At 72.6% G+C, this 22,746-nt stretch carries 16 protein-coding genes; 8 read left to right on the top strand and 8 right to left on the bottom strand.

What is annotated here, in order from left to right:
- Nucleotides 1-141 precede the first annotated feature (141 nt).
- The 7 genes from OP18_RS32970 to OP18_RS32940 form a co-directional block, all read right to left on the bottom strand.
- Nucleotides 142-1,803, bottom strand: coding sequence for a bifunctional 3'-5' exonuclease/DNA polymerase (locus OP18_RS32970; protein WP_033363088.1), 1,662 nt, complete (start codon nucleotides 1,801-1,803; stop codon nucleotides 142-144).
- An 84-nt stretch (nucleotides 1,804-1,887) separates the two neighbouring features.
- Nucleotides 1,888-2,805 (bottom strand): carbohydrate ABC transporter permease, encoded by a 918-nt coding sequence (locus OP18_RS32965; protein ID WP_063745656.1) that lies wholly within the window; start codon nucleotides 2,803-2,805, stop codon nucleotides 1,888-1,890.
- A gap of 10 nt (nucleotides 2,806-2,815) precedes the next feature.
- Complete coding sequence (locus tag OP18_RS32960; protein ID WP_033363024.1) at nucleotides 2,816-3,724, bottom strand: carbohydrate ABC transporter permease; 909 nt, start codon at nucleotides 3,722-3,724, stop codon at nucleotides 2,816-2,818.
- 13 nt (nucleotides 3,725-3,737) lie between these two features.
- Nucleotides 3,738-5,183: an N-acetylglucosamine/diacetylchitobiose ABC transporter substrate-binding protein gene (ngcE, locus tag OP18_RS32955; RefSeq protein ID WP_033363023.1), complete on the bottom strand. Its 1,446-nt coding sequence runs from the start codon at nucleotides 5,181-5,183 to the stop codon at nucleotides 3,738-3,740.
- Nucleotides 5,184-5,204: 21 nt separating this feature from the next.
- Complete coding sequence (locus tag OP18_RS32950) at nucleotides 5,205-5,957, bottom strand: sugar isomerase domain-containing protein (protein ID WP_033363022.1); 753 nt, start codon at nucleotides 5,955-5,957, stop codon at nucleotides 5,205-5,207.
- Nucleotides 5,954-6,865 (bottom strand): MurR/RpiR family transcriptional regulator, encoded by a 912-nt coding sequence (locus OP18_RS32945; RefSeq protein ID WP_033363086.1) that lies wholly within the window; start codon nucleotides 6,863-6,865, stop codon nucleotides 5,954-5,956. Before OP18_RS32945 ends, OP18_RS32950 begins: the two co-directional genes overlap by 4 nt.
- A 459-nt stretch (nucleotides 6,866-7,324) precedes the next feature.
- Entirely contained in the window at nucleotides 7,325-8,593 is a 1,269-nt protein-coding gene (locus OP18_RS32940; RefSeq protein ID WP_033363021.1) for an aspartate aminotransferase family protein, read from the bottom strand.
- 66 nt (nucleotides 8,594-8,659) lie between these two features.
- On the opposite strand from OP18_RS32940, the gene OP18_RS32935 reads away from it, so the two are divergent.
- Nucleotides 8,660-9,667, top strand: a complete 1,008-nt coding sequence (locus tag OP18_RS32935; protein WP_033363020.1) for a coiled-coil domain-containing protein — start codon at nucleotides 8,660-8,662, stop codon at nucleotides 9,665-9,667.
- Between the two features lie 15 nt (nucleotides 9,668-9,682).
- Here the strand turns inward: OP18_RS32935 and OP18_RS32930 are convergent, their stop codons facing one another.
- The gene (locus OP18_RS32930) at nucleotides 9,683-11,239 is read right to left on the bottom strand and encodes a PucR family transcriptional regulator (protein ID WP_033363019.1); all 1,557 of its coding nucleotides are present in this window, start codon (nucleotides 11,237-11,239) and stop codon (nucleotides 9,683-9,685) included.
- A 74-nt stretch (nucleotides 11,240-11,313) separates the two neighbouring features.
- Between OP18_RS32930 and OP18_RS32925 the strand changes: the two genes are divergently transcribed.
- The 7 genes from OP18_RS32925 to OP18_RS32895 all read left to right on the top strand — a co-directional run bounded on the left by OP18_RS32925 (nucleotide 11,314) and on the right by OP18_RS32895 (nucleotide 22,744).
- Entirely contained in the window at nucleotides 11,314-12,105 is a 792-nt protein-coding gene (locus OP18_RS32925; RefSeq protein WP_156089968.1) for a M23 family metallopeptidase, read from the top strand.
- Between the two features lie 757 nt (nucleotides 12,106-12,862).
- Nucleotides 12,863-16,297: a penicillin-binding transpeptidase domain-containing protein gene (locus OP18_RS32920; RefSeq protein WP_156089967.1), complete on the top strand. Its 3,435-nt coding sequence runs from the start codon at nucleotides 12,863-12,865 to the stop codon at nucleotides 16,295-16,297.
- Nucleotides 16,294-16,986: a hypothetical protein gene (locus OP18_RS32915; RefSeq protein WP_033363016.1), complete on the top strand. Its 693-nt coding sequence runs from the start codon at nucleotides 16,294-16,296 to the stop codon at nucleotides 16,984-16,986. The genes OP18_RS32920 and OP18_RS32915 overlap by 4 nt, the downstream gene beginning before the upstream one ends.
- Before the next feature lie 2 nt (nucleotides 16,987-16,988).
- Nucleotides 16,989-18,413: a protein kinase family protein gene (locus OP18_RS32910; protein ID WP_033363015.1), complete on the top strand. Its 1,425-nt coding sequence runs from the start codon at nucleotides 16,989-16,991 to the stop codon at nucleotides 18,411-18,413.
- Nucleotides 18,401-18,715, top strand: coding sequence for a hypothetical protein (locus OP18_RS32905; protein ID WP_162189870.1), 315 nt, complete (start codon nucleotides 18,401-18,403; stop codon nucleotides 18,713-18,715). The genes OP18_RS32910 and OP18_RS32905 overlap by 13 nt, the downstream gene beginning before the upstream one ends.
- Entirely contained in the window at nucleotides 18,712-20,487 is a 1,776-nt protein-coding gene (locus OP18_RS32900; protein WP_033363013.1) for a hypothetical protein, read from the top strand. Before OP18_RS32905 ends, OP18_RS32900 begins: the two co-directional genes overlap by 4 nt.
- A complete protein-coding gene (locus OP18_RS32895) occupies nucleotides 20,480-22,744 on the top strand; it encodes a hypothetical protein (protein WP_156089965.1) in 2,265 nt (754 codons plus the stop codon). Before OP18_RS32900 ends, OP18_RS32895 begins: the two co-directional genes overlap by 8 nt.
- The last annotated feature ends 2 nt before the right edge of the window (nucleotides 22,745-22,746 follow it).

Raw genomic sequence — 22,746 nt, 5'->3', positions numbered from 1 at the left:
ACCAGCCGCCACCCGCACGACCCGACCACCACCCGCAGCGACCCCCACGCGACCAGCAGGCGCCCACCCGGGCCGACCGCCGCCCACCCGGGCCGACCGCCCGACCCGGCCGCCGACCGCCCGACCCGGCCGCCGGCGCGCCTACTTGGCCTCGGCGTAGCAGGTCACCACGGCCACGTCGAACGGGAACCGCACCGGGGTGTCGGCGAACAGCAGCCGCCTCGCCTCGTCGCCCGCCGTGTGCACCGCGGCGACCACCGCCTCCGCCTCACCTTCGGGGCAGTGCACCACGAACTCGTCGTGCTGGAAGAACACCAGCTCCGCGGCCAGCCCGGTGAGGTGCGTGCGCAGCCGGGCGAGCACGACGAGGGCCCACTCGGCCGCGGTGCCCTGGATGACGAAGTTGCGGGTGAACCGGCCCCGGGCACGGCCCCTGGCGCCGCCGCGGGCGTCGACCTCCATGCCCGGCTCGTCGAAACCCTCGCGCCAGCTGACCGACGAGGGCGGGCAGGTGCGGCCGAGCCAGGTGCGCACGAGCCCGCCGGCCTCGCCGGTGCGGGCGGCCTCCTCGACGAGGTCCCAGGCGGTCGGGTAGAAGCGGCGCAGGGCGGCGAGGGCGGGTGCGGCCATGCCGCCGGTCTGCCCGTACATGGCGCCGAGCAGCGCGACCTTGGCCTTGGTGCGGTCGCCGTCGAAGGCCTCGGCGGCGAGGGCAGCGTAGAGGTCGCCGGCGGCGCCGGCCCGGGCGAGGCGGTGGTCGGCGGAGACGGCGGCGAGGATGCGCGGCTCCAGCTGGCCGGCGTCGGCGACGACGAACGTCCAGCCGGGGTCGGCGACGACGGCCTTGCGCACGACCCGCGGGATCTGCAGGGCGCCGCCGCCGCGGGTGGCCCACCGGCCGGAGACGACCCCGCCGGGGATGTACTCGGCGCGGAACCGGCCGCCGGTGACCCACTGGTCGAGCCACGACCAGCCGTGCGCGACCCACAGCCGGTAGAGCTCCTTGTATTCGAGCAGGATCGGCACGGCGGGGTGCTCGACGTGCTGCAGCTCCCAGCGGCGGGTGCTGCGCAGCGTGATGCCCTGGCGGGCGAAGGCGCGCAGCACCTCGGCGGGCGAGTCGGGGTGGACCCGGGCGCCGAACGCCTCGTTGAGCCGGGCGTTGAGCTCCACCAGGCGGGCCGGCGGGCCGCCGTCGACCGGGGACGGCGGGCCGAGCAGCTCGCGGAGCAGGGCGTCGTGGATGTCGGCGCGCCAGGGCAGGCCGGTGAACCCCATCTCGGCGGCGACGAGGGCGGCGGCGGACTCGGCGGCGACGAGGGTGCGCACGGCGCCGCCGCCGGGGGCGAGGGAGGGCGCCGCCGCGGTGCGGGTGCGCTGGTCGGCGAAGACCCGCAGGACCGCGTCGAGCGGCGGCGGGGGTGCGGCGATGAAGGTCTCGTCGAACAGGGACTCCTGCGCCCCGCCGGGCGGCAGCGCGGCCCGCGACGGCGGGTCGGGCGGCACCGGGTCGCCGGTGAGGCGGGCCAGGGCGGCGGCGAGGGACCGCGGCTGGCCCCACCGGCCCTCGGCGCCGAGCAGGATCGCCTCGGCCAGCTCCAGGTCGTGGCAGCGCTCGACGCGCACGCCGGCGGCGAGCAGGCGCGGATAGAGCTCGGCGGTGGACGGCCACAGCCAGCGGGGGCGGTCGCGGGCCTCGATCGCGGCGACCGCCGAGGCGAGGTCGTCGACCCGGCGCTCGGGGCCGAGCACGGCACCGTCGTCGGCCAGCGGACGCAGCAGTCCACCGGCACCTGAGGGCATCACCGCGACGAGCACGACCGCATTACATCGCACACCCCCGACAGTTTTCTGGAAACCGTCGGGGGTGCGCGTGCCTGGGATGGGTTACTTCACAGCTCCGGCGGTGAGGCCGGCCTGGATCTGCCGCTGGAAGATGACGTAGATCACGATCATCGGCAGGATCGCGATGCTCAGCGCGGCGAAGAGGCCGGACCAGTCCGCCTCGTACCCGGCGGCCGTGGAGATGTCCGCGATGCCCTGGGTGAGCACCCACTTGTCCTTCGCGCCGGCCATGAGCACCAGTGGCAGCAGGTACTGCGCCCACTGGCCGATCAGGTTGAAGATCGTGAGGCTGATCAGGCCGGGCTTGGCCATCGGCAGCATCACCGAGAAGAACAGCCGGGTGTGCGACGCCCCGTCGATCGTCGCCGCCTCCGCCACCGAGTTCGGCAGCGAGCGGAAGAACGACGTCAGGAAGAAGATCGTGAACGGCAGCGAGTACGCGATGTACACCAGGATGAGGCCGGTGTACGTGTTGAGCAGGCCGAAGTTCTTCACCACGAAGAACAGCGGCACGACCGCCAGGAACGGCGGGAACGCGATGCCGGCCACGAACAGGAAGTAGATGATGCGGTTGCCCCAGAACCTGTAGCGGGCCAGCACGTACGCGGCCATCGAGCTGAGCAGGATCGTGCCGGCGGTGCTGATCGACACGACCAGCACGCTGTTGAGCAGGTACTGGCCGACGTGGGCCTTGGTCCACGCCCGGCCCCAGTTCTCCCAGCGCAGCTCGGCCGGCAGGGTCCACGGGGCCGAGAAGATCTCGGTGGTGTTCTTGAACGACGCCAGGAACACCCAGGCCAGCGGGATCAGGATCAGCAGGGCCCAGATGGCGAGGAAGATGCTGCCGAGGGCACCGGCGATGTTGAGCTTCTTGCGGGGACGGGGGGCGTGCGTCACCGCACGCGCTCCCGGCCTGTCGCTGCGCTGACCCGGCGTCTCCCGGCCGATCGTGGTGGTCATGTCCGGCCTCTCAGAACTCGTAGGATTCGCGACGGGTGACCCGCAGCGTGAACGCCGCGAACACCAGCGACAGCACGCACAGCGCCACGCCGTAGGTGGCGGCGTCGCCGTACCGGCTCTGCTGCATGTTGTTGTAGATCTCCAGGCCGAGCACCGTGGTCGCGCCGTCGGGGCCGCCGTTGTCCTGGGCGAGCACCGAGACGATGGCGAAGCCGTCGAAGGCCAGGATGCCCAGGTAGACCCACGCGGTCTGGATCGTCTCCCACAGCAGCGGCAGCGTGATCCGGAAGAACAGGCTCACCTTGCTCGCGCCGTCGAGCTCGGCGGCCTCGTAGATCTCGCCGGGGATGTTGGCCATACCGGCGGAGAAGAGCACCACGTAGAAGCCGACCGCCTGCCAGACCAGCACCGCGATGAGCGAGGCCAGCGCGAGGTTGCGCTCGATCAGGAAGCCGATCGGCTCCTCCAGACCGGCCTTGAGCACGAACCCGTTGATCAGACCTGACTCGTTCGGCCGGTACACCGTCGCGAACAGCACCGCGACGACCGGCACGGCGAGGACCTGGGGGAGGAAGAACACCACCCGGTAGAAACTCGACCCCCAGACCCCCGACGTCTTACCGCCCCTGCCTTTGCCTCCCACGTTCAGGAGGAAGGCAAAGAACAGGGCGAATGCGATCGTGGCCAGCGGCAGGGTGACGAGCATGATTGCGTGATGCTCCAGGGCCTGCCAGAACCGGTCGGCGTGGAACATCCGATCGTAGTTCTCCAGCCCCACCCAGCGCTTCTTCGTGAAGCCGCGCCATTGGTAGAAGGACAGCTGGACCGTCTGGAAGTACGGCGAAAGAACGAAGATCGAGTACAGCGTTACCGGCGCAACCAAGAACCCCAGGATGAAGGGGAGTCTCCCATGCCGCATGATCAGGCTCCGATCAGCGCTTGAACTTGGTGATCGACGAGTCCTTCTTGATCTCGTCGGCCTTCTTCTGGATACGCTCGACGAACTGGTCGGCCTTGATGCGACCGAACATCAGCTCGTTGGTGGCGGTGCGGGCCTCCTTGTCGAGGTCCTTGTACCAGCCGTCGAAGAACAGGTTGAAGACCTCCTGGCCGGCCGCCTTCAGCGCGTCCTGCGACGACTGCGTGCCGGGGGTGAAGGTCAGGCCCTCGGTGCTGCCCAGAACCACGGTAGGCGCCTTGACGACCTCGGTGAAGCCCTTGCCGCCGGCCTTCGACAGCATCTGGCGCATGTACTCCATGCCGCCCTTGGGGTTCTTGCTCTTCGCCAGGACCATGTAGCCCTCGCCGGCGGTCGCGCGCAGCGCCGTCGACTTGAGCTTGTCCGAGCTGGTGATGCTCGGGGTGGTCATCATCTGGTACTTGAAGTCGGCCGGTGTGTCCTTCTTCTGCTCGTTCTCGAGCCAGTCACCGGACGGGTACATCGCCAGCTGGTACTGGTTCTGCTTGAGCTGGACGTCGGTGTGCTTGAGACCCTCGGCGCCCTGCAGGTTGTACTTGGCACCGATCTCGGCCCACGCCTCGGCGGCCTGCTTGACCGCGTCGACCTTCCAGGCACCGTCCTCAAGGTTGTCGATGTTCTTGAGGATGTCCGCGCCACCGATCTTCGCGGCGCTGGTGAGGATGACGTTCCACTGGTAGTACGCGGCGTTGGCACCGGCGTAGGCGTACGGCGCGATGCCCTTGGCCTTGATCTTGTCGCAGAGCGCGGTGAACTCGCTCCACGTCTTCGGCGCGGTCCAGCCGTTGTCGGCGAAGAGCTTGCCGGAGTACCAGATGCCGAACACGGTCGAGACGTAGTACAGGACGTACGGCTTGCCGTTGAACGAGCCGGTGTCCACCGTGCCGGGGACCAGCGTGTCGCGGACCTTCTTGCTCGGGTCGTCGACCGACGGCGCGTCGAAGAGCGGGGTCAGGTCCTGCAGCTGGCCGTCGGCGACGAGGGCGCCGAAGTCCAGCGACTTCTCACCGGAGTTGTTGACGAACTCCGGCGCGTTGCCGCCCGCGATCAGCGGCTGCACCAGGGTGGAGATGGCCTGGCTGGACTGGTGCTTGACCTCGGACTTCGGGTGAGCCTTCTTGTACATCGGCTCGTGGACCTCGGTGGCGTACTTGTCGCCGTAGCCGCCGTTGAAGATGACGACGTTGATCGGCTGGTCCTCGGGCGCACCCAGCGGGTTGGTCGCGGAGGTGGCACCGGTGTTGCTGGTGCCCGGCTCCTCGTCGCTGCCGCTGTCGGCGCACGCGGCGAGGATGCCCGCCGCGGGCGTGGCGACGAGGCCGGCGACGGCTGCGCGCTGGAGGACGGTCCGCCGCGAGAGCGCGATTGGCTGCGACGGGGACTCGGGGGTAACGGACATGATCTGTCTCCTCGGTTCGGGTCAGGCGGTTCGCCGGACACGTCCGGCGTACCGCGACTCGAGGGTGTGGTTGTGCTCGTCCCCGCCGGGGACGTTTGCGGACAGGTAGACGGGAGCCACCTCGCCCGCAGCCTCGATGCGTCGCACGACCTCGGCGACCACCAGCTGCGCCATGAGCGCGTTGGTGACCGAAGAGACCGGGCAGACCGCGCCGCCGCTTTCCAGCGACAGCAGTGCGTCGCCGTACGGCGCGCCGTTGTCCAGCACGACGTCGGCAATATCGGCGAGCCGCTTGCCCGACGGGTGCCTGGGGGACACCCGTTCGGTGTGCTCGACCGACGTGATTGCGATCAACTTGTGTCCGCGCTGCTTGATCAGCAGCGCCATCTCGACGATCCCCCCGTTGATCCCGGACTGTGAGGCCATCACGAACACGTCCTCGGGACGCGGCGCGGCGATCTCGTACAGCTGGGCGGCGATCCGGGGATCGCGTTCCAGCTTCTCGTCCTCGAGGATCTGCGGGGCCTGGCCGCCGTAGACGACCAGGTCCCGGAGGAGGATCTTGTTCGTCGGCACGAGCCCGCCGGCGCGGCCGGCGAAGTCCACCGCCACCGCCTCGGAGTGCCCGGTGCCGAACGCCTGGAGGAGGCCACCGGCGCGCAGCGCGGTGACGATGTGGTCGGCCGCCTGGTTGACGTTGTCGACCTGGGTGGTGGCGATCCGGTCGATGACCGTCTGGATCGCGGATACGTAGCCGTGCGCCGTAACGGTCATGCGGATGCCTCTTTTCCACTGGCCGACCGGTGACCGGCGACCGCCTGCGCGGTGACGCTGAATGCCGCGTGCGCGCGTTCGTGCGTGCGCTGCGCCACCGCGATGTACAGCAGGTCCAGCACCACCAGCTGCGGGTGCCGGGCGGAGAGGGCATCGGGCCGGAAGGTCGTCGCCTGCGTCGCGGTCAGCATGACGATGTCGGCGACCTCGGCCAGCGGCGAGCGCGGGAAGCTGGTCAGCGCGATCGTGGTCGCGCCCCGGCTGCTCGCCTCGGCGATCATCTCGATCGTTTCCCGGGTCTGTCCGCTGTGCGAGACGCCCAGCGCCACGTCGCCGGGCTTGAGCAGCGCGGCGCTGGCCAGGCCGTTGTGCACGTCGGTCCAGGCCCACGCGGCGATGCCGATGCGGTGCAGGCAGAACTGCATCTCGCCACCGACCAGGGCGCTGCCGCTGGCGCCGTAGATGTCGACCCGGTCGGCCCGGGCGATCGCCTCCGCGGCGCGCTCGACCTCGGTGAGGTCCAGCAGCGAGGCGGTGTCGTGCATCGCCTGGGTGTCGGCGGCCATGATCTGACCGAGGACGCGCTCCAGGGGGTCGGTCGGCTGGATCTCGCGACCGATGTCCATCGTCCAGCCGCCGGTCCGCGACGCGCGGCCGGTCTCGCCGGCGATGGCCAGGCGCAGCTCGGCGTAGCCGACGAAGCCCAGCGCCCGGCAGAAGCGGGTCACCGTGGCCGGCGAGGTGCCGCTGCGCTCGGCGAGCTCGACGATCGTCGAGCGGGCCGCCGCGGCGGGGTCGGCGAGGATCAGCTCGGCGACCCGCTGCAGGGCGCCGGTGAGCTCGGGCAGCTGCGCCCGGACCTTGGCCAGGACGCTGTCGCCGGTGCCCATGGCCGGGAAACCGTCCATCGGGCCGGCCAGGGGGCCGGACAGCGCGCCCGCCGGGATCGACGACACGGGCGAGGCGCTGACAGCGGTGTGCACCGCCGTCGTGAGCTCCTCGCGAGGTGTCATGTCGCTCCCTTTCAGCAAAGTTCCTTAACTGTTAGTGGTAAAAGTTCTTACTGAGGGGCCCTTCTTGTCAAGGAGTTGGGTGAAGTTTTCAAACTGTTACCAAAGAAGTGGATCTTAAAGCAGGCTAAAAGGCCAGCTCAGAGCCGTTGGACACACGCCGGCAACAGAGCCCTGAGGGGCGGTACGACCCGACCAAGAAGACCAGACGCGACGGGGTGAGCGTCAGGGTCGGCGGCAGATATGGCCCGTTTTGTTACATGCGGGGAGGCCGAGATGATCGGCCGTTTTCATGGAGAAGGGCCGAACAGACCCATTCGGTCCGTTCGGCCCTTTACCACCGCATGTGAGCGGGCGTCAGCCGGAAGCGCTCCCAGCGGCCGTCAGCGCGCTGGTCAAAATTTCCAACCCTTCGCGGGCTTCCGCCTCGCTCAGGTTGAGCGGCGGGCCCATCCGGATCGTCGTGCCGTACAGGCCGCCCTTGCCGACCAGCAGCCCGTCGCGCTTGCACGCCTCGAACACCGCGTTGGTCGTGGCCACGTCGACCAGTTCGACGCCGATCATCAGGCCCTTGCCGCGGACCTCGAGCACGACCGGCGAGTCGACCGCGCGCAGCCCGTCGAGGAGGATCGCGCCGACGCGGGCCGCGTTGGCCTGCAGGTCGTGCGCCACGATGTAGTCCAGCACCGCGTTGCCGGCGGCGGTGGAGATCGGGTTGCCGCCGAAGGTGGAGAACGAGATGCCCTGCACCGACTCCATCACCTCGGCCCGCCCGACCACCCCGGCCAGGGCGAAGCCGTTGCCGATGCCCTTGGCGAAGGTCAGCAGGTCCGGGGTCACGCCGTGCGCCTGGTAGCCCCAGAAGTGCTCGCCCGTGCGCCCCCAGCCGGTCTGCACCTCGTCGGAGACCAGCAGGACGCCGTGCTCGTCGAGGATCTCCTTCCAGACCCGCAGCAGCCCGTCGGGGCCGCTGGTGAAGCCGCCGACGCCCTGGATCGGCTCGGCGATCAGGCAGGCGACCGGGCCGGCGGTCGTCGTGGCGAGGACCTCGCGCAGGTCCTCGGCGGCGGCGCGCAGGTAGTCCTCGTCCGACAGCCCCTTGAGCACGCCGCGCAGCCGGTCGCCGGAGTGCAGGTAGCTGACGTTGAACGGGCTGAGCGGCGAGGCGGACCAGGCCCGGTTGCCGGTGACGCCGATCGTCGCGGCGGTGCGGCCGTGGTAGCTGTTGCGCACCGCGAGGATCGTGCTGCTCTGCCGGGCGTTGGTGGCCAGCTGCAGCGCCGCCTCGTTGGCCTCGGTGCCGGAGTTGGTGAAGAACACCCGGGCGTCGGGGATGCCGGACAGCCGCGCGATCTTCTCCGCGAGCTCGACCTGCTGGCGGATCAGGTACAGCGTCGAGGTGTGCGCGATGCCGGTCCGCAGCTGCCGCTCGACGGCCTCGCGGACCTCCGGGACGTCGTAGCCGAGGGAGTTGGTGAGCACCCCGCCGAAGAAGTCGAGATAGCTCCTGCCGTTACTGTCCGTGACCCGCGCACCCTTGCCGGTGACGAGCTCGATCGGCTCGGCGTAGTAGATCGGCATCCAGGAGGGCATGACACCCCGGTGCCGCCTGAGTAGGTCGTCCATCCCATCATTTTGGCCCGTCCGTTCCCGCGCTGGCGTTTTCACGCTGCTTCGATATGCTGTCCGGCGATGTTGACGGCGCCGCGACGGATCCTCACGTTCCTGGCCACCACACTCCTGCTGGTGGTCGCGTTCGCCGACCCCGCCCGTGCGGAGCCGGGCGAGGACGGTGGCAGCAACCTCACTGTCCGTCAGGCCCTGGACAAGGCGCTCGGCGAGTACAACGACGCCAAGGGCCGCCTGGACAAGTCGACGGCCGACCAGGCCGCGATCGAGGCCGACATCGTCAAGACCCAGGCCCGGCTCGCGGAGCTGGAGGTGGCGGCGACCTCCGTCGCCAGCGCCGCCTACCGCGGCCGCCGGGTCAGCCTCGTCAACGTCATGATCGGCAGCAACAACCCCCAGGAGCTGCTGCACGACATGTCCACGATCGAGTACATGGTCTCCCGCGACGACAAGTCCCTGCGCGAGCTGGGCGAGACGCGCAAGAAGCTGGAGCAGCAGAAGGCGGACATCGCCGCGGCGATCGCCAACCAGCAGGCCCAGCTGAAGATCATGGAGGCGAACAAGAAGGCCGCCGAGGACGCCCTGCGCAAGGCCGGCGGCGGCGGGGCGGTGGGCAGCTCACCGAGCGGTGGCCGGGTCACCACCAAGCCGGTCGCGCGCAACTCCGACGGGTCCTACCCGAAGGAAGGCTGCACGGTCAACGACCCGACGCCGGCCGACGGCTGCATCTCACCGCGGATGCTCAACGCGTACAACGAGGCGCGGCTCGCCGGCTTCACCCGGTACACCTCCTGCTTCCGCAGCGGCGGGGGCGGCGACCATCCGCTCGGCAAGGCCTGCGACTTCTCCGCCAACACCAGCGGCTTCGTCGACGCGAACGCGACCGGCGGCGACAAGGCCTACGGCGACAACCTGGCCGCGTGGTGCGTGGCCAACGCGAAGAACCTCGGCGTCAAGTACGTCATCTGGTACCGGCAGATCTGGCAGCCCAGCAGCGGCTGGAAGAGCTACAGCGGCAGCGGCGGGCCGGCCGCCACGCACACCAACCACGTCCACCTGTCGATGCAGTGACGCGGTCGCCGTGGATCAGTCCCTGAGGGCGTCCAGCGCCAGCAGCGCGACGTGCAGCGACAGGCAGACCCGCACCGAGTCCAGGTCCGCGCCCAGCACCTTGCGGATGCGGGCCAGCCGCTCGTAGAACGCCGGCCGGGACAGGTGGCTGTGCTCCGCGGCCGCGGACTTGTTGCGCCCGCACTCGAGGTAGACCCGCAGCACCTCGAGCAGCTGCTCGCGCGGGTGCCGGGCGTCGTAGGCCAGCAGCGGGCCGAGCTCCTGCTCCACGAACGTCTGCAGCCGCGGCTCGTCGCGCAGCATGTGCAGCAGGCCGGGCAGCCCGACGTCGGCGAGCCGCACCACCTCCGCCGGCCCCGACGCGGTGTGCCGGACCGACATCGCGACCTGGCTCGCCTCCAGCAGCGACCGACGGGCCTCCTTCGGCGTCGCCGCCCCCTCCCCCGCCGCGACGACCACGTCGCCGTCGGCCAGGGCCCGGATCCGCACCGCGAGGCGGCGCAGCGCGTCCGGCTCCTCCTCCACGCTGCGCAGCGCGAGCAGGATCCCGGCCAGGTCGCCGTCGAGCGCGCCGGCGAGGCCGGTCAGCGCCGCCTCCCGCAGCGCCCGCGCCGCCGTCTCCGCCCTCGCCGGCCGGATCACGACGCCGACGAGATGGCGGCGTTCCAGCGGTACGCCCAGCGCCCGCGCCCGCACGACGACGTCGTCGACCGGTGCGGTGTGCCGCAGCAGCGCGGTGAGCAGCGCGGTCTGGGTCTGCTGCTCGACGTCGTCGCGCCGGGTCAGCCGGGCCAGGGCCAGCGTCGAGGCGGCCCGCTCGATGAGGATCACGTGCCGCGTCTCGGGCGCCGCCACCGGCAGCCGGATCAGCAGGCGCCCCCAGTCCTGCCCGCGCGCCCCAACGACGGTGACGAGCCAGCCGGCCTCCGCGTCGTGGCCGGTGCGCCCCGGCGGCTGCACCGCCCGCGAGTGCGCCTCCCAGTTGGCCAGCAGCAGCTCCGCCGAGCCGCCGGCGGCGTCGTAGGCGAGGACCTGCCGCGACAGGTTCTCCAGCACGACCGGCGCGCCGGCCAGCGCCGCGGTCTGCGCCACCACCTCCGCCGGCGCCGCGCCCTCCACCGACAGGTCGGTGAAGCGCTGGTGGATCTCGGCGGTGGCCCGCAGCTCGGCCAGCTGCGCGTCCACGATCATCCCGTGCACCGCCTGCGTGATCAGCACGAACGGGGTGCCCCGGTGCAGCTCGACGAGCGGGAACCCGAGCGCCTCCGCGGTGCGTACCATGACCGCCGGCAACCGCTGCGTGTACCGCCGCCCCATCTCGACGGCCAGGCCGCAGGCCCCGACGTCGGCGAGGTCGGTGATGAACCGGCGCAGCCCCGCGTCGTCGGGCGGCAGCCCGATCCCGGTGATCAGGATCAGCTCGCCGCCGCGCAGCAGGCTCGCGATGTCGGGCACCTCGGAGCTGTGCACCCACCGCACAGCCTGGTCCAGGCCGCGCTCCCCCGCCACGACCCTCGGCGCACCGTTGCGCACCGGGTCGAGGTCGAGCACCTCACGCACCGACGGGAACATCAGCGCGGATGCTACAACCCGGGCCGGTTACCACCTAGTACAAAATATAGACATTTGACGATATCGTCGATCGCATGGTGACTCTGCGTCCGTCCCGGCGCGCGTTGATGCGCGCCTTCGCCGTCCTGGTGGGTGCCGCCGCCGTGGTCGTCCCGGCGACCGCCGCGCTCGCGGCACCCACGTTCAAGGTCCCGTTCCCCTGTGGCCAGACCTGGTCGGGTCAGACCCGCTCGGACCACAGCCCGGCCAACGCCATCGACTTCAACCGCGCCAACGACGACGGGGACCCGGTCGTGGCCAGCGCGCCCGGCACCGTCGACCGGGTGACGGACCTCGGCAACACCAGCTACGGCAAGTACGTCCGGATCGACCACGGTGGCGGGTACACCACCTACTACGCCCACCTGAGCCGCTTCAACGTGTCCGTCGGCCAGAGCGTGCGGTACGGCCAGGTCATCGGCTACGTCGGCACGACCGGCGGCTCGACCGGCCCGCACCTGCACTACGAGCAGCGCTCCGGCGGCACCTCAATCAAGATCAAATTCAACGGTGCGCAGGCGCTGTACTGGGGTACCAAGAACTACACCAGCGACAACGGCTGCTCCTCCGGCGCCGGCAACGGCACGGTGAACACCTCCGGCACGCCGCTGACCGTGCGGTCCGGGCCGGGCACCGGCTACTCCCCCGTCGACACGGTCGCCGACGGCACCCGGGTCACGATCGTCTGCCAGACGACGGGCACGACGGTCGACGGCACGTACGGCACCAGCAACATCTGGGACCGGATCGGCGCCGGCCGTTACATCGCCGACGCCTATGTCCTGACCGGCTACGACGGCTTCATCCCTGGCGTACCACGCTGCTGACCGTCGCACGGCATGCACCGGCACCCAGCGTCGCGCGAAGCGCGGCGTCCGGTGCATGCCGTCCTGCCGCCGAGGCCGGCGGGGTCGCCGCCCGCCAGCACCGCCGCCTGATCCCCGACGCCTGACCCGAGCGGGCCCGCCCCGCCCACCGCGTCTTCACGCGAGCCCGCACCGCCTGCCGCGGCTTCACACCGGTCCGCCACGCCCGCCGCCCGCCACGCCCGCCGCCGCCCGCCACGTGGGACCCGCCCCGGCGCGTCGCGACGACCGCGCCGCCCCCGCCTCCGGGGCCGAACCCGACGGCGGCCCGCTCGCCGGCCCGGCGGACGAACCCACCCGCGCCCCGGCCGGCCACACCGCGCGAGGACCGCGGCGACGCGTCCCCACGGACCGCCCCCGGCGCGAGCCGGGCACCGGCGCCCGGCCGGGTGGACACGTCCGCGCCGGAAACGGCAACCGCGACCTGCCTGGGCCGGTGGCCGGCGCATTCCATCGGGGGGCCGAGACTGGCCGTTCGGACCGTTGGTGCGGCAGTTGCCACGCAACTACGTTACGTCTGACGGCAATCACGAATTCGCATCCGAATAACTCTCACTTGAGGAGGTTCGGTCACATCGCCGCGCTCTTCTCCGGCCCAGGCTGGACCAATCTGCTGATTCTCGCGGGAATCGTCTGGTCGATATGCGGTGCGTTGCGGCTGTTGCTGGCATCCCGCGGCGGTCAACCATTGCGGTGGTCCGCGGTAAGCCTTTCAGTGGTGCCGCTGCTGCTCATCGGCGCCGGATTCTGGCTGAGTCGCTCCGCGTGGGCGCTGTGGACCGTGGGTGTGCTCGTGGTCGTCGGCGGGCTCGGCCTCTGGGGGCTGCGACTGCTGCGCGGGCGGCCGGCGACACCGGCGGCGGTGCCCGCCCTGCTGTCCGTCAGCACCACGCTGACAGCGTTCGGCGCCCTGCTCACGGTGCGTCTGGTGGTCCTGCCCGACCCGTCGGACGGGCTCGCCGCGGCGACCGCCCGCAAGGCGCTCGACGCCGCGCTGCCCGCGCTGATCCAGCCTCTGCTGGTCGTGGCGGCCGTGCTGGGCGTGGTGGCCGCGCTGTCGGGCGGCGCGGCCGGCGGGCGCCGCGCGCGCATTCGCGGGATCGCCACCGGCTGGCGGGCAATGGTGGTGCACCCCATCCGGCCGGTCGTGGTCGACCCCGTCACCACGGCGTTTCCGCACACCGATCGGGCCGGCCCGGACAAAGCGAAAAGGTTCCACATCTCGGCGCGGACCGGTATCGCGGCCGCGATCGCATTGACGGCCGCATTGTTCCTCGCGCCGCTGACCCCCGGGCTCGGCGGCGGCACCGGCGGCGCGGCGCTGACATTCGCCGGACTCGCCACGCCGGAATACGCGAAATTGGTGCTGATCGGCGTCCTGGCATTGCTCGTGGCGCGGCACAGCCACCAGTACCGCAACTTCCGGTTCCGCGGGCTGCGCGACGTCCTGCGGGGGGTCCGCCGCGACGGCGGCCGCACCCGGGTCACGTTCTGGCACCAGACCCGCTTCGTGCTCGCCCCGTTGCTGCTCTTCTCGGCGGTCGCGGTCACCAGCGTGCTGCGCAGCGACTTCGGCACCCTGATCCCGGTGCTGGCCGGCACGATCGGGGTCACCTGGGCCGCGACGGCGTTCAACGCCGACCACGACACCGCCGGCGGCTCACGGCTGTGGCGGGTCGCGCTCGGGTACCGCGTGTTCCTCCTGCTCGGTGCGGCCCTGTCGCTGATCACCTTCCTGGTCGCGATGGCCACCAACGTCGTGGTCGGCGAGCGGCTCAGGACGTGGCGCGACCCGTGGACGTTCCGCTGGTCGGCCGGGTGCGTGCCGGTCGAGGTCCGGGGGCCGACCCCGCCGGCCGGGGCGGTCGCCTGCCAGACGTCCCTGGCCGCGGACACCGAGAGCCAGCACTCGCAGATCGCGCAGTCGCTGTCGGCGATCGCCGACGGCGGCCTGTGGGGGCGGGGGCTGCTGGACAGGGCCTCGGGCAGCCTGCCGGCCGGGTCGACCGACTTCGTGCTGGCCGTCGTGTGGAGCAAGCTCGGCGGCCTCGTCGTGCTCGCCCTGGCGCTGCTCATGACGCTGCTGCCGATCCTGCTGACCCGGGCGGTCACGCCGGACGCGCAGCGGATCGCGATCGCGCCGAGCCGCGCGCAGCTGTTCGCCGCCGGCCTCGGCGCGATGATCCTCGGCCAGTTCCTGTTCGTGCTCGCCGCCACCGTCAACCTGGTCCCGCACTCGGGGATCACCGCGCCGCTGCTGTCGCGCGGCGGGCAGGCCAACCTGACCCTGCTGCTCGGCCTGGTCGTGGTGCTGCTGCTCGGCACCGACCAGGCGCTGCGGCCGCCGGGCGACACCGGACAGCGCCGGCCGGGCGTCCTGACCGTGCTCGGCGTCCCGGCCGCCGGCGCCGTCGCCGCGGTCGCGATGGTCGCGACCGTGACCGCGATGCCCTACCTGGCGCTGCGTCCCGCCTCGGGCTTCCTGCCGGCCGCCTACGACGAGCACCGCCCGGCGTGCCCGGCGCGGCCCGAGGGACGGGCCGGGCTCACGTCCCCACCGCCGGACCCGGTGACGTGCTCGACCGACCGGACCGCGTACAACCGCACCGTCGTGGAGGTCCGGCTGGCCGGCGGCACCACGGTCGGGCAGCGGCGGCCGTCGGGCACCTGGGAGCTGCGCGGGGACCGCGCCGGCCTCGTCGCCGCCGACCTCAACGGGCTGCTGCGCACCCCCGGCGGGCAGAGCGGGCTGATCGACCAGGCGTACGCGGACGTGCTCGCCGGCACGGCCGGCACGTCGCTGCGCCGCCGCCTGCTGCCCTGGCCGCCGGCCTCGCACGCGGACGGCGGCGTCGAGCTGACCGTCGACCCGCGGCTCCAGCACGCCGCGGCCGCCGCGCTGCGCGACGCCCCCGACGGCGGCCCGCCACTGCTCGCCGGCGGTGTGGTGGTCATCGAGGCGGCGACCGGCCGGGTGCTGGCGGCCGCGTCGACGCCGGTCGAGCCGCAGGTCACCGACACCGCTGCGCCGCCGGTGGACCGGGGCGAGGCGAACCGGTACATCTCCGAGAACCCGGACTACGGCGAGCTCGGCCCCGGCGGCCAGCTCGACGGCAGCGGCGACGAACGCTGCGCCGACCCCGCACCGCAGGACCGCGACAACTGCTGGCGGTGGAGCTACCTGCAGCGGCCGGTCGCCGACACCGCCCGGCGCGCCGAGGAGCTGCGCCGGTACGTCGGCGGCGACCAGAAGGCCGACCCGCCCAGGCCGGAGATCAACCGGGCGCTCGGCGGCACGTACGGGCTCGGCTCCACGTTCAAGGTCGTCATCGCCGCGGCGTTCCTCGCCCAGGGCGGGCACACCGCGCAGAGCCTGCTCGAGGCGCCGGACTCGGTGACGCTGTCCAGCGGGCAGCGGATCCGCAACGCCGGCGGCGGCCCGTGCCGCAACGTCCAGGACGGCAAGGTCACCCTCGCCGACGCGCTCGCGTACTCGTGCAACACCGCGTTCGTCCGGCTGGCGATGCGCCTGTCGTGGCCGGCGGTCGCGGCGCAGGCGGAGAAGTTCGGCCTGCGGGTCGGCGGGTGCCGGGACGCCGGGCCGTGGCTGGCCGGCCGGCCGCTCGGCAAGGGCGCGGTCGCCACGTGCGTGCCGGCGCGCAGCGTGGAGGCGGCGATCGGCAACAACGCGCTGGGCGGCCAGGACGTCCAGGGCAACCCGCTGGGCCTGGCCACGGTCCTCGCGGCGGTGGCCAACGACGGGGTGGCGGTGCAGCCGTCGCTGGTCGTGTCCAGCACCGACCCGGCGACCGGCGTGGTGACCCGCACCCCGCGGGCCGAGCAGCGCACGGCGCTGACCCCGCAGCAGGCGGCGGAGCTGCGCACGGCGCTCGCCGGCACGGCCGAGCACGGCACCGCGCGCGGGCTCGACGACACCCTGTCCAAGGGCCTGTACGCGAAGACCGGCACCCACGACGTGACCCCACCCGGCCGATTCGTGCGCCAGCACCTGTGGCTGACCGGGTTCGTCGACACCCCGCACGGGCCGGTCGCCTTCGCCGTGACGGTGGAGAGCCGCGACCAGGCGCCGGGCACCGAACGCGTCCACCTCGTCGTCGAGCAGCTGCTCCGAGCCCTGCAGGAGGCGAAGTGACGGCGGCGGACACCCGCTACGAGGACGAGGTGCTGCGGGCCTTCGCCCTGCGGCTGTCGGAGTACTGCGGCCGCGTCGCCGGGCGGCGGGACCGGCTGCCCGCCGAACCCGTCGACATCACGCTGGTCACCCGCACCTCCGTCGACCGGATCCGGCCGCGGCTGGACGTGCTGGCCCGCCAGTACCTCGGCGAGGTCCTGCCGGCCGCGCCGGTGACGGTGCACCGCCGGGTCACGGCCACCCTCACCGACCCGGGCTACCTGATCCGCATCGAACCGGACCAGGAGCACCACGACGCCGGCTGGCCCGCACCGGAGCCGGCGCCGCCGGCGGTGCTGCTGCTGAGGGTCAGCGACTGGCCGCTGGAGTGGACCTACCGGCTGCTGCCGGTGCGGCAGTGGATCCCGGTGGGGCGGGCCGCCCCGGTGCTGGACGGGCGCACCCCCATCCTGCTGCCGGAGGACGCGCCGCAGGTGCCCGCCGGCGGGCTGCTGCGGCTGCGGTACTGGGACGGCGAGGTGACGTTGGAGCGCACCGGTGACCGGCCGGAGTACACGGTCGTGCTCGACGGCTGGCAGCAGCGGCGCTGCCACCGGGTCGAGGACCTGCCGGCGGACGGGTCGATCGAGTACCGGCGCGGGCCGGCCGCCGCCACGGTGCTGCGGTACCGGCTGGAACGAGGGGACTGAACGTGGGCTACGCGCGCGACGACGACTTCATCATCGACATCAACGCGACCTCCTGGTACGCCAAGCTCGCGGTCGAGCCACCGGACGGCACCGCCTGGGAGGAGGTGCTGTTCGACGTCACCGCGCCGGGCGCCCTGCCCGGGCAGGGACTGCGGGTCCGCGCCGAGGTGCTGTACACGACCGCGGTCAACCACGCCGAGGAGACCGAGCACCTGCGCGCGTGGCACGTGAAGGTGTACCGGTGCGCGCACAAGGGCGACGCCGACGTGCTGCGCCGCCACCTGGACCAGCAGGCCCGGGCGCTGCAGGCGGCCAACGACCGGGTCGCGGACATCCGCCGGCAGATCGACCTGCCGTGGGCGCTGGTCCCGGTCGAGATCCGGGGCGTCGAGACCAGCACGGTGAGCCGCCGGACCCGGCTCGGCGCGCCGGCCGGCGAGGTCGTCGACGAGCTGCGCGGCACCCTTCCGGCCTGGTTCGGCCAGGGGGTACCGCGCCCCGAGTGCTTCGTGCTGGCGGTGTCGCCGACCGTCGAGCCGGCCGAGTGGCGCCTGCCGTCGGCGAAGTCCGCCAAGCGCCCCGCGACGCAGCACCTGCGGGCGTTCGAGAAGCTCGCCGCGGGTCTCGACGCGCTGCACGCGATCGGCTGGGCGCACTGCGACATCAAGCCCGAGCACGTGTGCCGGTACCAGTTCGAGAACACCGAGCACTTCGCGCTCATCGACAGCGACTCGGCCACCGCCCTGGACTCCGCGCCGACGACGCTGCGCACGTCCGGGCACTACGACTACGGCCCGGTGCGGCGGTGGCGGCGCCGCACGCACCTGCCGGACAACGGCGGGCTGGACGCGGGGTACCTGCGCGCGCAGGACCGCTTCGGTTTCGCGCTGATGGTGCTCGCCGCCCTCGCCGGCGTCGACTGGGTGGACCGGTCGCTGCTCGGCGGCGCCGGCAACGACTTCGCCGCGCGGGCCGTGGACAACCGCGACGACGTGCGCGACGCCCTGTCGCGGTACCTGGGGCGGCAGTGGGCGCCGCTGGTGGCGGTGCTCGCCGAGCCGTTCGGGGTGTCCCGCGACCTGGCCGGGCACCAGCCGATGGAGGACGCCGGGAAGTGGGCCGGTCCGTGGCTGGCCCGGCTGCTGGAGGCGACCGAGGAGTCGCGCCAGATCATCGCGCCCGAGGTCGTCCCCGTCGACGAGGAGCTGCTGCGGCGGCACGAGCCGTCGGTGGCCCGCATCCTGCGGGCGACCGCCGGGGTGCGGGCACCGCGCCCCGACAAGCCGGTCGTGGCGATCAACTTCATCCGCTCGGAGGCGCTCGCCGTGGCGGTCCGGGCCGCGCTGTGGCGCATGGCGGTCTGGACCGGCGGGATCGTGACGCTCGGCGCGGTGTTCATCGTGAGCGCACTGGGATGGGGGAAGTGATGCACGTGCCGTGGGACCGGCTGCCGTTGCCCGGCAGGCGCCTGCTGCAGCACAGGGTGCTGACCCGGTGCGGGCCGGCGGAGCTGTTCGCCGAGTTCGGCTACCGCTTCGGCGAGTGGGCGGTGAACGGCCGCCGGGCCGCGCCGCACTACGTCGCCGAGGTCGAGGGGCGGCTGGTGGAGTACCTCGCGGCGGCCGACGGCGTCGGGCGGCGCTGGGGCACCGCCGCCGGGGTGGCCGCGGGGCTGCTGCTCGTCGCCGTGGGTGGCCTCGCCGCGTGGCTGTGGACGGTCGTGCGATGAGCATCATCGACCGTTTCCGCCGCCGGGTCGGGCGCTCCCCCGTCGAGGTGTACGGGGAGACGTGCCCCGTGTGCGGCTCGCTGCTGGGCTGGGCCGAGCCGCAGCGCGACCCCGGCACCGGCATGTACGTGCGCCCGCCGTCGGTCCGGCTGGAGCTGGGCCAGCGCCTCGGTGAGTACACGTGGCGGGTGACGCTGCTGGCCGGCAACTACCGCCCGCGGATGTCCGTGGACCCGCCGTTCAACGAGTACGAGGTCGACTGGGTCTACGTGCTGTGCGGTGACGGGCACATCTTCCCGGACTCGTCGGTCGCCGGCGGCGCCGGGCGGCACCAGTACCGGCCGACGGAGACCGTCCGCGAGTGGAACATGGTCGCCGCGATCGGCGCGCTGGCCAGCGGCAAGACCTATCTGCTGGTGCGGATGCTGCACCAGGAGCTCAACAACCTGGAGAACTGGCACCTGCGCAACGACAACCAGATCCGCCGGCACGACCTGAGCCCGCTGGAGTCGCTGCCGCTGGAGATCCGTTCCCGGGCGTACAACGACACGCTGAGCCACGGCGCGGCGATCAGCCCGACGAGCGCGATGGGGCAGGGCACCCCGGCCAGCATCCTCGCCGACCGGCTGCCCGGCGCGCTGGACGACATCAAGTACCTGGTCGCCCGCACCGTCGTGGGTGGCGAGCGGCGCGCGGAGGAGTGGGGCACCGGCTTCCGCCAGCCGCTCGTCGTGCGCACCGAGGGCCGCAACCACCGCATGTGGACCGGCATCGCCGACCTGCCCGGCGAGATGTTCGCCGACACGTCGCCGGGCGCGCCGCGGGAGGCGAACCGGCTGCGCGCCTTCAACGCGCTCATCTGGGTCATCGACCCGGTCATCGCGGCCGAGGCGGCGGGCTGGCTCACCGACGGCGGGCTGGCCAGCGCCGAGTACGCGTCCGTCCTGGAGGGCAGCCTGCGGCCCGGCACGATCCCGCAGGACGGCGGGCTGGCCGCCCTGCAGCGCAGCCGCGACTACATCCAGAGCCGCATCGGCCAGCAGCTCATCGCGGCCGGCGGGCCGTTCATGGAGGACCGCGGCGAGCGGCTGCGGATGCTGGTCGCGGTGACCAAGTGCGACCTCATCCACGCCGCGCTGCAGCGCCGGCGGCGGCTCACCGACTTCGGCCCGCCCGGGGTGGTGCTGCGGGGCATCGCCGCGTACCTGGCGTCCGTCGCGGAGCGCTGGGCCGACGGCGAGCAGGCCGTCGACGCCGGCACCGAACAGGTGCTGCACCTCATCAACCCGCAGCTCATCGTCGACCCCGACGAGCGCCGCGCCCGGGTGATCCAGGTCGCCGAGGGGCTGCTGTACACGTACTCGCTCGACTCGGCGTTCTGGAACCTCGTGTACACCGGCGGGGCGCAGGTCGTGACGCTGCTGCCCAACCGGCAGGTCACCGTGCCGTCCATCGGCGACCACCTGGACCTGGCGATGCGCGCCGACTCGTTCGACCGGCTGCTGCTGCGCGACCTCATCATGTCCGCCATCGGCTGTGGGATCAGCTACGGCATGGGCCAGCAGGCCGCCATGTACGGGCTGCTGCAGGACCGCCGGCACTCGCTGCGGTTCTTCCTGTGCTCGCCGCTGGGCACCGTGCCGCACAGCACCGACCGCGAGACGCTCAGCCCGCTGGCCGCCAACCAGCCGTTCCCGAAGCTGGAGGAGCGTTCCGCGGCCCTCACCCAGCTCCTGCTCGCCGCGCTCGGAAAGGCGCATGCGCATGAGTGACCCGCAGCTGATCTCCGTCAAGTGGGCCGACACCACGGGCACCGGCTTCACCCGCCAGGACGACGGTGCCCCGCCGCCGCAGCCGTACGTCATGGCGGCCCAGCGGCTGCTCAACGGCGACCTGAGCCAGCCGCCGGAGGCGCTGCGCATGACGCTGCCGCACCCCGTGTGGTCGATGCGGACCGTCGACGTCGGCGGGCAGCAGCTGTGGTGCTTCGTGGTGCAGGGCCGGCGCGGCCCGTTCGGCGTCGCCGGCACCTGCTGGTACCTCTTCGCCGAGCCCGGCGCCCGCCCCGCCGACGTGTGGACGGCCGGGTGCGAGCTGGCCGCCGCCGACCACGAGGACCTCGAACGCCCAGATGCCGGATGGCTGGCGGCAGCCACCCTGGACGTGCTGACGGCCGTCCTCGTGCCGGGCCGGGAGCAGCAGGCGCTGCCGGGCACGCCGGCGCAGAACCGGTTCGCCATCGAGGCCGCCCTGAAGGCCCTGCCGGACTGGGCCGCCGAACGGTTCACCTGGTCGACCTGCCTGCTGCAGCGCCCGTCGCCGATCAGCCGGCCGGTCTTCTCGGGCCGCTGGCCGGAACAGTTCCGCGCCGCCGACCCGGCCCGCGCCGCGCAGCTGGACAAGGTGCTGCCGCCACCCGCGCCGGAGGACGAGCGGCTCACCGTCAAGCTCGACGCCGGCCGGCGGCGGGCGGCACTGACCGCGCTGGCCGGTGGCGAGCCGCTGCCCGAGGACCTGCGCCGGTACCCCCAGGACCTGGTCGCCGTCCTGGACGAGCTGGCGGTGCGCAAGCACGGGCTCACCTGGCAGGACGTGGCGTCCTACGCCGCGGCGAACAGGATGTCGGAGCTGGACCACCCCGGTGTCGAGGACAAGGTCGAGGAGTGGGCGCACAACCGGCCGAGGGACGCCTGGGACTGGATCGACCGGCAGCGCCAGGACCGGCTCGCGGTGCCGGCCGTCCGGGGGTTGCTGGCCGCGCAGGCCGACCGGAAGTTCACCCTGCCACTGCTCGGCGCCACCGGTGACGTCACCGACCGCCAGCGCGACCTGGCCGGCCTCCTGCGCAGGGCGTTGGTGTCGCCCGCCGAACGCCTCGACGAGGTCACCGCGTGGGCCGGGGCGGGCGGGCCGCTCAGCCGGCCTGCGGACCTCCTGCGCGCGCACGACTTCCTGCTGCTGCTCGGCATCCGCCCGGTCGACGCGCCGCGGCTCTTCCCGCCCCGGCTCGCGCACATCGCGGCCCACATCGACGCGGCCCGGGCGCTGGACGATCCGGCCGCCGAGGAGCTCGGCCGCGCGCCCGTGCCGTTCGACGCCGTGATCGGGCTCGTCGGACAGCTGCGCAGGCCGGTGCCGGTCGACGTCGCCGCGTCGCTGCTCGTGTGGGCGATCAAGGACCAGCAACCGCTGCACCGTGAGGACATCCGCCGGGCCGTGATCAGGATGGTCCGGCAGGGTACCGCCGAGCGCCGGCAGCACCTGCACGCGTGGGTCACCGACCTGCTGCTCGGCACGGGCCGGGCGCACGTCTCCCGCCCGCCGTTGCGAGAAGTCATGCACGCCGCCCTGTCCGTCGTCGCGGAGCAGCGGCCGAAACCCCTCGCGAAGGACGACCCGCTGCGTGAGGTGTGCCTGAGAATCGGCGTCGAGCAGGACGCGCCGCCCCACGTGCGCAAGCTGCTCCCGCTGCCGCCCAGGCCGCAGTACGACGACGGCCGTGACCCAGGCGGGCGTTTCCGGTGGGACGAGGTCCCTCTGCCGACCAGGATCATGCTGGCCGGCGGCGGCGTCGCGCTCGTCGGGGTGGTGGTGTGGGCGGTCATGCACGCGGGGCAGCAGCCGCCCGCGCAGACGCACGCCTCGTCGCAGCCGTTGTCCTCGCAGTCCGTTTCCACCGCCACGCAGGGCGGCGGCGGACCGGGACCGGACAATCCCCCGGTGGCCGCCTCGGTCGGGCTGACCGTGAACGTGCCGATCGAGTCACCCGCCCTCCGCGACGAGGTCGTCCGGGCGTTGGGCGCCGACACGCGGCCGGTGCTCCGCATCATCGTGACCGGCTACGACGACCCGAAAACCCTCGGCGGCCTCGGCAAGGCGAAGACGGTCGGCAAGCTGCTGCAGGACCACATGATCGGCGACAAGCGCATCCCCCAGCTGTCCGGTACGACCACCGTCGACACGACGGCAGAGCCCGCCGGCGAGAAGACGCCGGCGGGCACCGTGCGGATCGAGTTCTTCTTCGGCTGAGC

Source organism: Dactylosporangium aurantiacum, assembly GCF_000716715.1.
GTDB classification, from domain to species: domain Bacteria; phylum Actinomycetota; class Actinomycetes; order Mycobacteriales; family Micromonosporaceae; genus Dactylosporangium; species Dactylosporangium aurantiacum.
This window is presented reverse-complemented; position numbering and strand designations above follow the sequence as displayed.